Annotated in this window: 15 protein-coding genes; 8 read left to right on the top strand and 7 right to left on the bottom strand. The window is 35.2% G+C overall.

Annotated elements, in window-relative coordinates; translation table 11 throughout:
* Positions 1 to 244: 244 nt before the first annotated feature.
* The 4 genes from N2Z58_08505 to N2Z58_08490 all read right to left on the bottom strand — a co-directional run bounded on the left by N2Z58_08505 (position 245) and on the right by N2Z58_08490 (position 5,619).
* Positions 245 to 2,458, bottom strand: coding sequence for a DUF2194 domain-containing protein (locus N2Z58_08505; protein MCX7654696.1), 2,214 nt, complete (start codon positions 2,456 to 2,458; stop codon positions 245 to 247).
* On the bottom strand, positions 2,455 to 3,843 hold the full coding sequence (gene pelF, locus N2Z58_08500) for a GT4 family glycosyltransferase PelF (protein ID MCX7654695.1): 1,389 nt from the start codon (positions 3,841 to 3,843) through the stop codon (positions 2,455 to 2,457). Before pelF ends, N2Z58_08505 begins: the two co-directional genes overlap by 4 nt.
* A gap of 20 nt (positions 3,844 to 3,863) precedes the next feature.
* Entirely contained in the window at positions 3,864 to 4,283 is a 420-nt protein-coding gene (locus N2Z58_08495; GenBank protein MCX7654694.1) for a peptidylprolyl isomerase, read from the bottom strand.
* Positions 4,284 to 4,344: 61 nt separating this feature from the next.
* Positions 4,345 to 5,619: an MFS transporter gene (locus N2Z58_08490; protein ID MCX7654693.1), complete on the bottom strand. Its 1,275-nt coding sequence runs from the start codon at positions 5,617 to 5,619 to the stop codon at positions 4,345 to 4,347.
* A 268-nt stretch (positions 5,620 to 5,887) separates the two neighbouring features.
* Here N2Z58_08490 and ffh point away from each other — a divergent pair, with 268 nt between their 5' ends.
* From ffh to lepB, 8 genes are read left to right on the top strand one after another with little or no spacing between them, the layout of a single operon-like run.
* A complete protein-coding gene (gene ffh, locus N2Z58_08485) occupies positions 5,888 to 7,192 on the top strand; it encodes a signal recognition particle protein (protein ID MCX7654692.1) in 1,305 nt (434 codons plus the stop codon).
* Between the two features lie 40 nt (positions 7,193 to 7,232).
* On the top strand, positions 7,233 to 7,505 hold the full coding sequence (gene rpsP, locus N2Z58_08480) for a 30S ribosomal protein S16 (protein MCX7654691.1): 273 nt from the start codon (positions 7,233 to 7,235) through the stop codon (positions 7,503 to 7,505).
* A 17-nt stretch (positions 7,506 to 7,522) separates the two neighbouring features.
* The gene (locus N2Z58_08475; protein ID MCX7654690.1) at positions 7,523 to 7,747 is read left to right on the top strand and encodes a KH domain-containing protein; all 225 of its coding nucleotides are present in this window, start codon (positions 7,523 to 7,525) and stop codon (positions 7,745 to 7,747) included.
* 5 nt (positions 7,748 to 7,752) lie between these two features.
* On the top strand, positions 7,753 to 8,283 hold the full coding sequence (rimM, locus tag N2Z58_08470) for a ribosome maturation factor RimM (protein ID MCX7654689.1): 531 nt from the start codon (positions 7,753 to 7,755) through the stop codon (positions 8,281 to 8,283).
* A complete protein-coding gene (trmD, locus tag N2Z58_08465; GenBank protein MCX7654688.1) occupies positions 8,280 to 9,017 on the top strand; it encodes a tRNA (guanosine(37)-N1)-methyltransferase TrmD in 738 nt (245 codons plus the stop codon). The genes rimM and trmD overlap by 4 nt, the downstream gene beginning before the upstream one ends.
* Positions 9,010 to 9,585, top strand: coding sequence for an RNA methyltransferase (locus tag N2Z58_08460; GenBank protein ID MCX7654687.1), 576 nt, complete (start codon positions 9,010 to 9,012; stop codon positions 9,583 to 9,585). Before trmD ends, N2Z58_08460 begins: the two co-directional genes overlap by 8 nt.
* A gap of 39 nt (positions 9,586 to 9,624) precedes the next feature.
* Positions 9,625 to 9,972: a 50S ribosomal protein L19 gene (gene rplS, locus N2Z58_08455; GenBank protein ID MCX7654686.1), complete on the top strand. Its 348-nt coding sequence runs from the start codon at positions 9,625 to 9,627 to the stop codon at positions 9,970 to 9,972.
* A 1-nt stretch (position 9,973) separates the two neighbouring features.
* Positions 9,974 to 10,870: a signal peptidase I gene (gene lepB, locus N2Z58_08450; GenBank protein ID MCX7654685.1), complete on the top strand. Its 897-nt coding sequence runs from the start codon at positions 9,974 to 9,976 to the stop codon at positions 10,868 to 10,870.
* A gap of 30 nt (positions 10,871 to 10,900) precedes the next feature.
* On the opposite strand, the gene N2Z58_08445 is transcribed toward lepB, so the two are convergent.
* The 3 genes from N2Z58_08445 to N2Z58_08435 are packed head-to-tail and all read right to left on the bottom strand — an operon-like array spanning position 10,901 to position 15,501.
* Positions 10,901 to 11,578: a hypothetical protein gene (locus N2Z58_08445; protein MCX7654684.1), complete on the bottom strand. Its 678-nt coding sequence runs from the start codon at positions 11,576 to 11,578 to the stop codon at positions 10,901 to 10,903.
* Between the two features lie 28 nt (positions 11,579 to 11,606).
* On the bottom strand, positions 11,607 to 12,773 hold the full coding sequence (locus N2Z58_08440) for a hypothetical protein (GenBank protein ID MCX7654683.1): 1,167 nt from the start codon (positions 12,771 to 12,773) through the stop codon (positions 11,607 to 11,609).
* A gap of 34 nt (positions 12,774 to 12,807) precedes the next feature.
* Positions 12,808 to 15,501, bottom strand: coding sequence for a hypothetical protein (locus N2Z58_08435; protein MCX7654682.1), 2,694 nt, complete (start codon positions 15,499 to 15,501; stop codon positions 12,808 to 12,810).
* Between the last annotated feature and the right edge of the window lie 39 nt (positions 15,502 to 15,540).

Raw genomic sequence — 15,540 nt, 5'->3', positions numbered from 1 at the left:
GCGTATAGTTTTGAAGAGGCGGTGGAGCAGATAATAAAGGAAAGAGGAACACATTTTGATCCAAAGGTAGTTGAAGCGTTTTTGAAAAGAATAGATGATATCCGTATGGTTTATGAAAAGCTAAAAGACTAAAGACTTTTCCAAACAAAAATATTAATGCTATTTTTGAGGTAAAATAAAAGAGAGCGCAAAGATTAATATGTGAGTTTTTTACTTCCGATTTTTGTTTTGGGTGGTCTAACTACTAAAAGTAGATTATTTCCATCTTTTTTTCGTTTTGTTCAATTACAAACAATTTATCGTACGAATATACAATTTTCCCACCTACCAGAGTAAATGGCCTATCGATTCTTAAGTAATAATATCTTGGTAAGTGGTAACCCATTGACAATTCCACAACTATTTTTTCTTTTTGTTTTCTTATCAGGGGCTTTTGAGTAAGAAAGTCATATATTATTTCCGCGCTTTCTGATGAGTAATGATTTCTTAAGTAAGGGTAATACTTTTTCATTGTATCAAAAAACTCTATTAAGCTTGCAGACATATCAGACCAAGTTCTTTCTTCAGGATTTCTATCTTTGGAAAACAAATCATCAGGATGTAAGAAATATTGAAAGGTACCTAGCATCATAAGGGAAAGAACAGAATCAGTTACCAGTTTGCTAACAGGATAGTAACCAGACGTTGTTCTTGGAACTATTACTGTACCTTCTTTTACAACTGTAAATTCTGAGGGAGTATCTGTACCTTTATAAGTTGTACCGATTAACTTTATTGTTGGAAAGTTTTCTAATAATTTTTGGATACCGAACTCGTCGATTATGTTGTCCGGTGCAACATATGTGTAAGGTATGTAGTTTTCACCAAGCGTGTTTTTCAAAAATATTTTAAGTGTTTTAAGAACATTTTTTAAGTCATCTTCCTTCCACCTATCTTTTGTCAGTGGTATGTGGTTGTACCCATGCAAACCTATTTCTACGTTAGTAGTCAAGAGCTCCTTTAATACAAGTTTTTGCTGAGGTGTATTAGCATATTCTTGAAAACTAAATGGCCAGGTCACAGATGCGTTGTAATTTGGGACAAAAATTGCTGTGTATTTCAACCCAAACTCCTTAGATATTTTTTTCATGGTTGGCCACCAAACGTTGTAGTAAAAATCATTATCTGTTATATCTCCAAATTCTCTTTTTATAACTTCAATCTTTCTGTTATATGCAGGCAATGGAAAATCATCTAAGAAGATTGTATAGCTATTTATTATTGGTTGAATTGAAATTGGTAATTGGGAAAGCATTATCTGAATAAAGAGTCCTCTTAAAGGTTTAGTTAACAAATCTGCCGGGTAATATATTATCTGACCTGAACCCATCTTTACTTTCCAAGACAATACTTGATTGTCCGATGATACAATGAGGGGCTCGGAACTTGGTAACATTTCGCTATACGTAACCGTTTTGTTCAGTTGAAGTTCGAAATTTGGGGGGACTGGATATATTTTACTTGGTATCTTAAGAGTGTTTACTAAGGATTGTTTGTTACCCTTTGAAATTACAACCAGCGTTCCTCCAGATAATACATAATTCGAAATTCTTGAATCAGAAATTGGCAAGGAAGCATCGAAGAGTATTATGGAATCATATGAAGAAAGTACTGATGGAATATTATCTTTCCAATCATATTGCCACAAGGTATAATCAAGTGCTTTCGACAGTACCGAATTGTCTTTTCCAACCACAAGAATTCTAAAGTTATCAGAGTTACCGTAAATTAAGTATACAAGGATTTTTGCAATGTCTATCGCAACTTTTCCAAAATCATCAAATAAATAACTGTAGCTAATTACCGCTCCGAGTGGACTCACAAAAGCCATGTCGTAAAGAGTTCCGTCTTTTGTTTTTACAGTTACGATTGCTTTAGTGTTAGGACTTATTGCAGTATACGGTTCCACGTCTCTATTGCTTTCATATACAAGATTTTGTGTATTAAGATAATAAGAGTCAATAACTACCTCTGAAGGTTTTACTTTTTTCCAACCGAATGAGTATGATAATCCAATCAGATTATACACTGAATTAACTTCGGCAAGTCCTGGATGATTTGATCCAGAAGAGTCTATCGTTGCTCCTATATTATTCATAATAAATATCTTTCCTCCAGAAAGGATAAAGTCGTATAGTCGTTTCAAATAGTTTTTAGCTCCTGGCATTGTTGGACTGTAGTAACAAGATATTATCAGTTCATAATTGGCTAAGTCTAAAGTCGTAAAAACTTCGCTTTCAACATCAACTATATCGTATACTACGGACAAATTTCGCAATTCAGGAGCAACATACCTAAGAAGAATGCTATAACCATATCCTTGCTCAGAGCCTTTGTACAAAAGTAGTGCTTTGGCAAAAATAGGAGCAAGTGTGAAAATCAGCACAAAAATTAAGATTGTTAATTTTAACATTCTCATACTTTTAAAACCTCCATGTATAATTCCTTGTATGCTTTTATCATTTGGTCAAGTCTGTATTTTTTTCGTACTATCCTTTTGCCATTAGATGAGAATGTATTCCATAGCTCCTTGTTCTTAGCCAGTTCAATGAGTCTTTCAGCCATAGCGTTGTAGTCCTTAGGTTCAACAACGAACCCAGACTGACCATCAGGATCAAGCGCTATCTCCGAGCAATTTCCAACGTTGGTTGTTACTACTGGTATTCCACTTGCCATTGCTTCAAGCTGAACTAGTGGTTGTCCTTCAGAGATACTACTTATAAGTAATGCATCAATCAATCCATAATAATCAAGAACGTTGACTTTACCTGTAAAAACAACTTTATCGTTAAGTTCAAACAAATTGACGAGTTGAATACACCTTTTGTAGTAGTCTTCATCTTCGTCTGTAGGACCAATTATGTAAAGTTTTGAATTCGGAACTTCTTTTGATACTATATCAAAAGCTTTTATACCTGTGATGATGTCTTTAATTGGTACTACCCTTCCTATTATAGCAACGTTGAACGTATGATGCTCTATCCTCCTGATATTTCCAAATTTATCAACATCCACGCCATTTGCTATAACCCTCATCTTTTTGAAATCGGAATTTAGTTCTAACTGAAAAAGTTGGTTTTTCTCAAAGAGTGTTGTTAGAAAGTCGCATTCTCTATAAACTGTTTCGCTTATGAGCCTGAAAATTTCTATCCAAGTATTTTTGTATACTTCTTGAACAGATTTCGATTTTGTAATTTCTATTTCTCTTTCTCTGTGGTAAATTCCATGCTCTGTGATAATTAACTTTCCGTTGTGTATGTATTTTCCAACAAGAGCACTTAAAGATGCATAACCAGTTGTTGTAGAATGATATATATCAGCTTTTGGAGGAATTGCTTGAAGCGCACCAAGAATTGGAATCAGGAAGCCCACGACCGTCCAATAAAAGCTCGTGAAACCTTCAAATTGAAAATGTTTAGTGTATATGTCTACAAGAAATTCCCAAAATGCCTTTGTTTTTAGAACAAAATCGATATTTTTGCCTGCGATTTCTTTAATTATCTCAGATAACTTTTGGGATCTTCGACTCTTAGAAAAGCTTATAAGGTCGTTTATATGATTGATAATTCTTTTAAGATCCAAGGTGCTATTATACTTGTAATCTAATGAAAAAAGCAAATGCTCATATATGTTATTCAAATTCTTAGGTAATTTATACCCAAAAGAACGTGTCCATCTCCATGGCGCAAGATGAACAACGTCAAAATTAACATCAGGCATGTTTTCAACCAACATCTGAATCCATGTTGAAACTCCACCTGTAATGTATGGATATGTTCCTTCTACAACAATACAAACTTTCATATTTAAATTCTATTCACCAATCAGTTTATTGCTATTATTTCGACTTCAAATACGAGATTTTTCCCAGCTAACGGATGATTTGCATCAAGTATTGCAACTGAATTATTTATTTGGTCTACTTTAACAATAAAAACATTTCCATCTGGTTGATGAACTTCTAATAAATCACCAACATTGACATCGTCAGGCAGCATACTTCTTTGCACAGAAAATTTTAAATCTTCGCGAATTGGCCCATAAGCTTTTTCAAAAGGTATTACAAATGTCTTTTTTTCACCAATTTCCATTCCTAATAGTTCTTCTTCAAACCCTTGAATTACTTGCCCGGCTCCTATTACAAACTCAAGAGGTTGCCTGTTTAAAGATGAGTCGAATACTTCGCCACTTTCAAACTTTCCTGTGTAGTGTACTTTCACTTTGTCACCGTTTTTGATACCCATAACATTCACTTCCTTTCATGAGGTAATGGATATAATTATTTTACCATAAAAATGTTTTTTCCTATCTTTTTCTGTTTACAAGATGACTATGATAATGAACACTTGATTTTGTCGGTTTGTTTATTTTAGAAACAATAAGTACTTTTCGCCTTTTCCTTTTCGGAAGAGCTAAGGATATTTGTAAGTTTATATTGCGCTGGGAAATCACGTTTACGACAATAAATGTAAACAAAGTTAAAAGGGTGTTTGTTAGATAAAATATACCTGTAGTAAAGAATAATTGAGAATAATTTGTTGTTTTATCATTTGATAGATGAGAAAATATTTGAGCTGAAGTAGCACGCATTATGTTATTTAATAAATAACTTACCCCGGAGAATGTTGCAAGGAAAGAATTTGGGAGATAAGACAAACAAAAGACAGTAAAAGTAGGAGTTGTTATGTTTAAAAGAACATACCTAAGTACATAAGCAAGCGTAAAGTAAGCAGGTTTGTTCATAATTGCAGGCATTGTAAAGATCAATATGGTTACCAAGAGATAGAAGAAAAACAATGAAAATTTAAATCCAAGCTTTTTTGTCAATTTGTGTGAAAAAACGGAGGTTATTGCTGTTGACAACTGAGATATTGTCAATATCAGCGTAATTACCGGTGCAGAAAAGGCAAACAAATCCAAAAAAATTACGTTTCCAAAGTTGATAAAAACTCCAGCAGCAGCACTTACAAGAGCACTGGAAGTAAAATAATATATAAGTATCACCAATTGTACTAAGTTTAAAACTGGTGCAGCTTTTTTCAGATTTACTGTTACTTTTGGAAGTTTCAACAAAGGCAACAGAGAAACTACAGAAATTAACATCGATATTTTCAAACTTTCTTTTAGACCTACCTTTTCAGAAAGAATACCAGAACCAAGATAACCAATTACGCCAGTTAGCATAACAATGGCAAAGTTAATGTTTGAATTTCTCAACTTTTTCTTTTCATCTGAGCCCTCTATAACAGAGATAGTTGGTATAATTATAGATGTGTCAAAAAATCCAAATAAAAATGAAAAAAGATATAACCAAAAAACGGGCATTGGATATAGTCTTAAGAATCCAAAAAATGAGAACAAAGGCATAGTTAACAATAATGTAGTTTTTCTTCCTATTCTGTCTGAAATACTTGAAAATACAAGACCACCTATGGCTATTCCCCAAGAATAATAGAATGTAGCCTTCCCAACCACCTGATTACCATATGAGGCTGAACGTAGGTAAAGATTAAATAACGCAGTATATGCAGCTTTCGATATGCCAATGAGAAATGTATATAGGTTTATGTAAAACAGCAATCAACATCTCCTCCTTAAATTATCCAGAAACTGATTTGTTAAATAGACCGTATTTTTATTCTATCATAAAATTGTAAATATTCCTTCAACTATAAATCTTACAAAAAAGTAACAACCAATGTGTGTGTTAAGTTAACATACCACCAATTTTCAACATGAAATTAATCTTATGTTTTCTCAATGTTTACATTAGCAGTGGCAAGTTAATTGATTTTCTTGCTTGTTATAGTATTATATTATTCGTGAGTGAAAATCGTGAGGTGAGGGCATGTTTGAAGGTTTAAGAGACAAGTTGTCTAATGCCTTTAAAATTCTTTCGGGGAAAGGAAAAATCACTGAGAGGAATATAGAAGAGGCTCTACAAATAGTTAAGACTTCTCTTCTCGCTGCCGACGTGAATTATAAGGTGGTTAAAGAGTTTGTCGAAAATGTAAAAAAGAGAGCACTTGGAGAAGAGGTGCTAAAATCCCTTACACCTGATCAGATGTTTATCAAGATAATAAGAGATGAAATTGTCAAACTGCTGGGTGAGAAAGAACCGTTTAAATTGATACATAGGCCAGCTTACATTATGATGGTGGGTTTACAAGGTACTGGAAAAACAACAAGTGCAGCTAAAATAGCAAATTACCTTAAAAAGCATGGAAAACATCCAATACTGGTTGCAGCAGACACATATAGACCTGCTGCGATTGATCAACTTGAAACTCTTGGCAAAAAGATAGGTGTACCAGTTATAACGGGTGACAGAAAGAATGCCATAAAGATTGTTGAAGAGGCAAAAAGACAGGTCAAAGATAGTGGATATGATGTTGTGATACTTGATACCGCTGGAAGGTTGCATATAGACGATGAGATGATGCAAGAACTTGAAAAGGTGAAAGAGTTAGTCGAGCCCGATGAAATTCTGCTTACCGTAGACGCAATGGCAGGTCAGGATGCTGTAAACTCTGGTAAGGCTTTTAATGACAGACTTGGAATAACTGGATTTGTTGTTACTAAATTGGACGGTGACTCCCGAGGTGGAGTTATTCTGACGATAAGGTATATTACAGGTAAACCTATAAAGTTCGTAGGTGTTGGTGAGAAAATAGACGATTTCGATGAGTTTTATCCAGATAGGATAGCAAATAGAATTCTTGCGCTAGGCGATGTTTTGTCTTTGATCGAAAAAGTAGAGCGTGAGCTTGATAAGGAAAAGATGGAAAAAATGGGTCAAAAATTCATTCGTGCAGAGTTCACGCTTGAAGATTTTAAGGAACAAATAAGAGAGATTAAAAAGCTGGGAATAGACAAAGTGCTTGAAGCACTACCAGGGGCACCACAGGTTGATTTGAACACAAGTGAAAAAGAACTTAAACGTATTGAAGCTATAATAAACTCTATGACGCCAGAAGAACGGAATAATCCAGATATTATAAACGCGAGCCGAAAGAAGCGAATTGCAATGGGAAGCGGTACGAGCGTACAAGATGTAAATAAACTTCTAAAATCTTATGAAGAGATGAAAAAGCTCATGAAGATGTTTAAAAAAGGTAAGGTTCCATTTGGACTAAGAGGTTTTAAATGGTAGTTTTAATCTTTTAAATTGAAGAAAACTGGAGGTGTTGTTAGTGGTTAGGATTAGGCTTACTCGCATGGGAAAGAAGAAACAACCATTTTATAGGATTGTTGTAGTTGACCAGAGGAAAAAGAGAGATGGTGCTTATATTGAGAGCTTAGGTTATTACAATCCGCTAAAGGAACCTTACGAAGTAAAGGTTGACATTGAAAAGGCTGTTGAATGGATGCTCAAGGGTGCTCAACCAAGCGAAACTGTTTCGAAGTTGCTTGGAAAACTTGGGCTGTATGAAAAACTTGAAGCTGCAAAATCTAAAAAGGTATGATATGAGGAGGCATAAACGTGAGAGATTTCCTTGAGTACGTCCTCCGATCTATTGTAAAACATCCAGATGATGTAGTGGTCGTTGAATACGAAGAGGACGGAAAAAAGGTGTTCGATATTTCAGTTCATCCGGATGATGTGGGACAGGTTATTGGAAAAGATGGAAGAACTATTAAATCAATTAAAATATTACTATCAAGCATGTCAGAAGATTCTGAATTTATTCTTAAGGTCTTAAGGTGATTATCATGAAAAGGATAGAAGATCTTCTAATGGATAAAGTTCCGTTCGGAATATTGAGCAATACCCATGGACTTAGTGGTGATATGAAATTGTATATATTTTCCAACATGCCTGAACTCGTTGGAAAGTTGACAGAGGCGTTGGCCTATAACGAAACTCAAAAGAAAGCTGTTGTTATAAAGTTTGAAAAAGTTAGGAAGGCACAAGGATATTTTATTGTCCATCTTGTTGGTGTTAACACTATCTCAGAAGCAGAAAAGTTAAAAGGTTTTGTGATTTATCTTGATAGAAGCTTTTTCCCAAAATCAAAAGATGGTGAATATTACTTTTTTGAACTTCTGAAGTGTGAAGTTTACGACGAGAGTGGAAATTTAATAGGTGTAATTGAAGACATAATTGAAACAGGTAGTAACGATGTGATTGTTGTGAGAAAAGAAAAACAAGAGATGCTCATACCCGTTATTGAAAGATATGTGAAAAGGATTGACAAAGAAGGTAAGAAGGTCTATGTAAAAGTGCCGGAGTGGTTGGAGTGAAAATTAGTGTTCTGACCATTTTTCCGGAGTTTGTTAGGGTTATAAAAGAGTACGGAGTCATTGCTCAGGCTGTTGAAAATAAGCTTTTGGAAATTGAAATATTCAATCTCAGAGATTACACTGTAGATAAACATAAGGTTGTTGATGATTATCCATATGGCGGCGGACCAGGAATGGTTATGAAACCCGAGCCATTTTTTAGATTTTTCGAATTTTACACCAAGTCTTACGGTAAGCCATATGTGATTCTTACTTCACCCCAAGGAATCACATTGACTAACGAAGTCGCGAAAAGACTTTGTAAGGAGGAAAACATTGTTATTATTTGTGGAAGATATGAAGGAATAGATGAGCGCGTTATGGAATTTGTTAATGAAGAAATTTCCATAGGTGATTATGTACTAACAGGTGGAGAATTACCAGCAATGGTTATAGTAGATGTTTTGTCACGGTTTGTCCCGGGTGTAGTTGAGGAAGAGTCCGTTAAGAATGATTCATTTTACAATGACTTGCTCGACCATCCACACTATACAAGACCAAGACAAATTGAAAATTTGAAGGTACCTGAGGTATTGTTGAGTGGCAATCATGAAGAAGTTGAACTGTGGCGTAGGAAAGAGTCACTTAAAAAGACAATGTTGAAAAGACCAGATTTATTTTTAAAACACACAATGGATGATCTGGACAAAAAAGCGCTACTTTTGCTTTTTAAGGAGTTGATGAGAAGTGCTTGACAAGATTTATACTGCACTTGTGCATTATCCAGTTCTAGGTAGAGATGGAAGAATAATCACCACTGCTGTGACAAATCTTGATATTCATGACATAGCGAGAAGTTCAAGAACTTATAATGTGAAAAAATATTACGTAGTAACGCATTTACCCGCTCAACAAGATATAGTCAAGAAAGTTCTTGGATATTGGACTGAAGGATTTGGGAAGACGTACAATCCAAACAGATCGGATGCACTTTCAATAGTTGAGTTAAAATCTTACGTAGAAGAAGTAATACAAGATATCGAAAAAGAAGAAGGGGTAAGACCTATTGTTATGTTCACATCAGCAAAAGTTAGGCCAAATACGATAACCTACGAAGAAGGTAGAAGAATTATTTTAACTGATCCGAGACCTGTTTTATTACTATTCGGAACCGGATGGGGAATGCCGAAGGAATTGGAACAGATGTGTGATTATTCTTTAGAACCAGTCAGGGGTAAGAGTGATTTTAATCATCTCTCTGTGAGAGCTGCCGTGGCAATAATTCTTGATAGACTCATAGGAGAAGATGTTTTTAAGAAATAGCTATTTTAGTACAAGAATAGCACAAAGGAGGGCATAGATATGAGCATGGATCACATTGTTAGGATTATAGAAAAAACACAGTTGAAAGAAGTTCCGGAATTCAGACCAGGGGATACTGTAAGGGTACATGTTAAAGTCAAAGAAGGAGATAAAGAAAGAATTCAAGCATACGAAGGTATAGTTATATCCATAAGAGGTTCAGGTATAAGCAAAACATTTACAGTTAGAAGAATAGCTGCTGGAGGAGTCGGTGTTGAAAGAATATTCCCACTTTATGCACCTACTATTGATAAAATAGAAGTTGTTAGAAGAGGTAGAGTGAGGAGGGCGAAATTGTATTATCTTAGGAACGTAAAAGGTAAGGTGAAGATCAAGGAGAGAAAGTAAGATGCCCCCAAATGAAAAACGCAAAAAGTCATCAAAGTTGGAAAAGGGAAAGAACATACTAAAAGAAACTATAATTACACTCATATATGCAGTTGTTGCTGCTACGATAATTAGGTTGTATGTGTTTGAGACAATGCTCGTTCCTACTCCATCAATGGTCCCCACGATAAACGTGGGGGATCGACTTTTTGTTGAAAAGATAACCTATTCGGCACGTGAACCACAAATTGGAGAAATTGTTGTCTTTTATACACCGTTTCCTGATGAAAGAGCTCAGCAGATGCTAAGAGCTTTCGATAAGTTCATGGATGCATTTTCACCAAAAGAGTTCAAAGGTTCTGTGAAATACGTAAAACGTTTAGTTGGTAAAGAAGGAGATGTGCTAACACTTAAACAAGTCGATGGAAAGTGGAAACTTTTTGTGAATGGGGTTATACCCGAGCATCTTAAAAATGTGGATTACGAACCTGATGGAATATTCAGATACCCAAAATTGTGGGATTATCTTGCTGAAGCGAGTAAGCTAAAAAATAACAAGGAGCAATACAAAGTTTATTTATTTTCACTTGCACAAAAAGAAGGTTCACAACTGGCAAATATTGTATTTAGCATACTTGGCGGACTTGATCCAATTACTTACGGAATTGATTACAGTGTTTATGTAAAAAGATATTTGGAACCTAAGGGTATAAAATTCTCTGACTATGTTTGGGAAGAAAATGGACAAGTTTATATCAAAATTCCTAAGGGGTTTTATTTCTTCATGGGTGATAATGCTCCACAGAGTCTTGATGGAAGGTATTTTGGATTTGTACCAAAACATACTGTAATAGGTCGTCCTATACTTAGGATATGGCCATTTAAGGCATTTGGACCTGTTCAACCACTTGTAAAATAAAAAAGGGATGGTAAACCATCCCTTTTTTCTTTATTTTTTCGCTTCTTCGATTATTGAGTTCAAAGCTTTAAAGAAATCCACTCCACTTTTTCCAAGTTCTTCAATTTGGTTAGACAATTCTTTATCAGCTAATACCTTTTGCTTGGCTGCTTCAATGGCACCTTCTGGATCAAATATTAAAAGTACATTTGTGTAAACAAGACTTCCAGCGTACTCTTCCCAAATAGCGTAAATATATGTACCAGAGACCTGAGCTTCTGAAAACATTTCTGTAACTCTCTTGTAGGCACTTATTGCGGCATCTTTAATTTGTTGATTTTTTCCTGAAGTTGAGACTGATTGGAGTTGTCCTTCAACAAGTTGTGCGAACGTCTGTATTTTAGCGTTAAAATATTCTGCAAGTTCTTTGTATGCATTCATCTTTGCTTTATCTCTTGCTCTTATTGTATCTACACCACCTCCTATAGATTCACCTCTGAAGGCTATCAACTTATTTTTCAACTTAAGTTCTTTTACTCTTGACTCGAAAGCATTGTTTACATAAACAATTTTTGCTTCCTTAGATATACTTTGGATCCTAACTCCATCAGCCAAGATCCATTGATATTCGTCTTTCGGCATACTTAGAATAAACATGATACTTATTATGGCAAAAACTAATACGATGATTAACCAATTTTGAGAAAAGAAGTCAAACAAACAAACCACCTCTGTATTCAAAAATTAAGTTACTCACCTAAAAGTATACACCAATTTGAAAACTGATACCAGAAGGTCCAGCCCCACTAATATACAAAGAATACCCAGTGCTACAGTAAATACCAAATTTTGGATTAAATTCGTAAGTTACCAATCCACCAGCAAAAGCTCCGTATATAATTGAACTTGGCTCAAAATTGTTCAGATCAAACAAGCCAAGAATACTTAACCCACCGTTGATTGAAGCACTTATTCGCCCCATCTCAAGAATTTTCAGATTCACACCAAAATTTAAATAAGCTGGGGTATCAGAGTAAATAGAAAATAGGAAAGTTCCAAAACCAAGATAAATTGGTAATGGTATGTCACCACTTGCATCAGACCAAGCAGTCAGCCCAATTCCGAACATAGAGGAAAATACAGATAAACCGAAGCCTGCGTGAATTGGAAGTGTTGGATATTCAATCGCAACATCGTATTGGTTGGGTCTCTCTCCATACAAAAATTTTGTCACGACGGTTTGTTCAACTTTATTTGTCCCCGAAACTCTTACATAACCGGTTCCTCTTTCCGTTTCAATTTGAAATATGAAGCCTGTTTTTGCAAGTTTTGGATCAACACCAGCAAGAATGACCGTATCTCCTTGAACAGATTTAACATATGCTTCAAGTTTAAATATATTCCTCAGCTCAACCCAAATGTCAGAAGAAGTTGATCTCAGGGCATTACTTATAGCTTTTTGGGAAGTTTCCTTTGAGCTTCCTAAGGATTGCATGGTTTTCGATGCAAGTAATTCACCGTTTTCGATATTGTACAATTTTATTGTATAGCGTGAAACTGCTTCGTAAGTACTTGTTTTACTACTCCATGCAGCGGATAGTTCTGTTAATGTTAAAAGCAAAGCATATTTTGAACCCCCAAGTTTACCGATTTGGATAGCTTCTGACACACCAAATTCTACCATATTTCGTTCTTTCATAATTTGTTGAAGATCTGATCTCGGAAAAAGTTGGAATCTACCAAGCTCGAGTGCTTGCTCTTCGAGAACAGAAAGTAGATAATCAACTTCATCCATATTCCACCCGGTACCTATTTTTCCAGGTAAGATGACAAGTTTTATTTTCTCAGTGACAGTGATGCCACCTGCTGCAAATATTAACGATAATAATACTGAAAGAATAATTAACACAACACCTTTACGCATAAATCCCACCTCCATAGGGGGAAACTGGTTTTTACTAACGCGTAACTTGATACGTGTCATCTGATATTTTCTTGATCTTGAGTGTATCAATGGCTTTCATAGAGTTTTCTAATTCGCTTGGGGTTACGTTTGTTTCTATAACTAATCTTGTGTCTACCTTTTCCAAAATCTTGATACCATCAAATTTTGCATTGAGATAGTCCATGAGCATTGAACCGTACGCCGCTCTCTCAAGTATAAATATGTATTTGTACACTTTCTTTATTTCTACATTCTCAAAGTTAAGCGTATTGACTATCTGCTGTGTGTAGTCAAGAAATTTTTGACTACTTACTATTTTTGACACTGCTGCCTGAACTGTTGCACCAGAATTTACGTCCTCAAATTGCGGAGCAGAGAGTATATTACCTGTTATCGTATCTATAACTTGGGTAGTTACAAGTATTCGTACTGAATAGATGTTATAATCGTTCAGCCATGTAGATGTTACGTTTGCCTTGGTGTATAGCACGTACCTTGCCGCTGAAAGGGCTGATAGTTTTCCAAAAGTTGTAATGTTATAACCAAGTCTTTGTTGTTCTTCTAAGAGTTTTTTTGAAAAATCTTTTGATACTAACTTTATGCCGGAATTGACTAATTTTGATGTTATGGTTGGTTCTATGTATCCAAGAGTATCACCTTCGACTATTAGCAAAGCAAAACCCGTTGGCGCCTTTTTAAGTGCATCTTTGATGTCCTCTTCAAATCGTTTTTTATCTACCGTACAACTTACAACGGTATAATACAACCCTTGATACTCACCTGTAGCCGTTATTTCATAATCTGTACTGGATATCACTTTATTTATTATGTAATCATCAATTGGTACGTCCAGCAGGTCTCTATCTTGACCTATCAATACTTCTGCTGCTACCTTTCTGACAATCTTTATTAAAGCATCTTTAACAGCCTTTTCGTGTGTCAATTTTTGATCACCAGATGGTTTTGAAGTTCCCCCAGCAATTATTCTTATTGTATCTTTATCTTTGTAAGTAACTCTCAAAAAATCTGGGTTGACTAAGATCTTACCAGGTGCCCATGTGGCGTTAACAATTCCACCAAGGCTCAAAGTAATCTTTGGATCAAGACCTTTTATAACACCCGAAAGTGCTGCGTTTCCGTCTTTTAAGCTTACTAATTCTTGGCCGTCAACTTTGTTATTTATTACCCTCAATAATGTTACTTGTGAATTGTTTGTCTTTATTTGCAGTGTCGCTTGTTCTCCTATAATTAGCTCATTTGGTCCAGCAATGTCTATAGTGATTTCTTTAAGAAAAGGTCTTAATTGCTCTCTATTTATGATTCCATCAGGTAGATCAGAAGCAATTATATCCAACATGTTTATAAGTTGTGCAACTTCAATAGCGCTTTTAGTGTCAAAAACTTTTCTTGAATTAATGTCTTTAATTGTCACATCAACTTCATTGTATCTTGACTTAACTTTGCTAATGTAAGCAGCTATTTCTTGTGATATTTTTGGCGGAAATTTGTATTTTGAAACCATTGGTTCGTATCTATCCAATATTTTTTTCGCAGAAAATGGGAGTTTTCCATCGGTTAAAGTGCTTGCAAGTTTTAGAGAAATGTATGTTTCAAAAGTCATTTTTGCGTTTTCTTCCTCAACATTAGCTTCTACCTTTGCATAGTACTTACCACCAGTTGCTTTCTTGTCGAGTGTTCTATATATAACATCAACAAACTCAAATTGTGATCGTGTTTCAATTGTTTTTTGGTACTCTGTTTGTAATTTCCCCTTAGCTTCGTTACCTATTACAACTTGCATAAATTGATCTTTCAATCGTGTAATAGCTTGAACGTCTACGTAGAGTTGTTCTGAAAGATTTGCAAGGGCATTTTTCTTAGCAAGTTCCTCTGCTTCAAGTTCTGTTTTTCCGTAAGCTTCTCCGATACCTTTCATGTATTTTACACCAGGTTGAAGCGACTGCTGAACTGGTTGAATTTGCTGCGTTAGTTGTGGACTCTGAGTTTGCGAAGATTGTGACGAAGGTGTTTGTTGGGCCTGCTCTGTTATATTCGAAGTAAGAGGTGTACCTCTAATAGCCTCGTCAATCACGCTATTTAATGCACCAAAAAAATCAATTCCAATACTTCCAAGCTCATTAATTGTTTGGTTTACATCAGGTTGAATTTGTAAAAACTTTTTAACATCTTCTGGATCGTAAACTAAAAGCACGTATGTTCTGTAATTATTCCCTTCTTTAATCCTCCAAACAGCGTAAACGTATGCACCGGATACACGAGCTTGTGCCAACAATTCGGTAATTCTTTTGTAAGCACTAAGTGAGGCACTTTTCAGTTGTTGCTTATCTGCATTCGTTTGTAAGCTTTGAATTTGACCTTCCACAACTTGAGCAAAAGTTGAAATCTTCGCGTTTAGAAGTTCAGCAAGCTGTTGATAAGCACGTATCTTTGCAACTTCTTTATCTTGTACAGCACCACTTCCTACATGTTCACCCTGAAACGCCATCAACTTGTTTGATTCCTTCAATTTTTTCACAGAAGAAGATTTTGCAATGTTAATTTCTAAGATTTCTGAATTTGAGGGTATTTTCCACACATTTAGTCCATCTGCTTGAATCCATTGTTCTTTCGGTTGCATAAGAAAAAATAAACCAACGATTCCAATTGCGATGGCTAAGGCTATTAATACAAGTGCTGTATTGTCCATTAAATCACCTCCAAATACTTCTTCAAAAGAAATAACCCC

The sequence above is a fragment of the Fervidobacterium sp. genome (genome assembly GCA_026419195.1).
GTDB lineage: Bacteria > Thermotogota > Thermotogae > Thermotogales > Fervidobacteriaceae > Fervidobacterium.
This window is presented reverse-complemented; position numbering and strand designations above follow the sequence as displayed.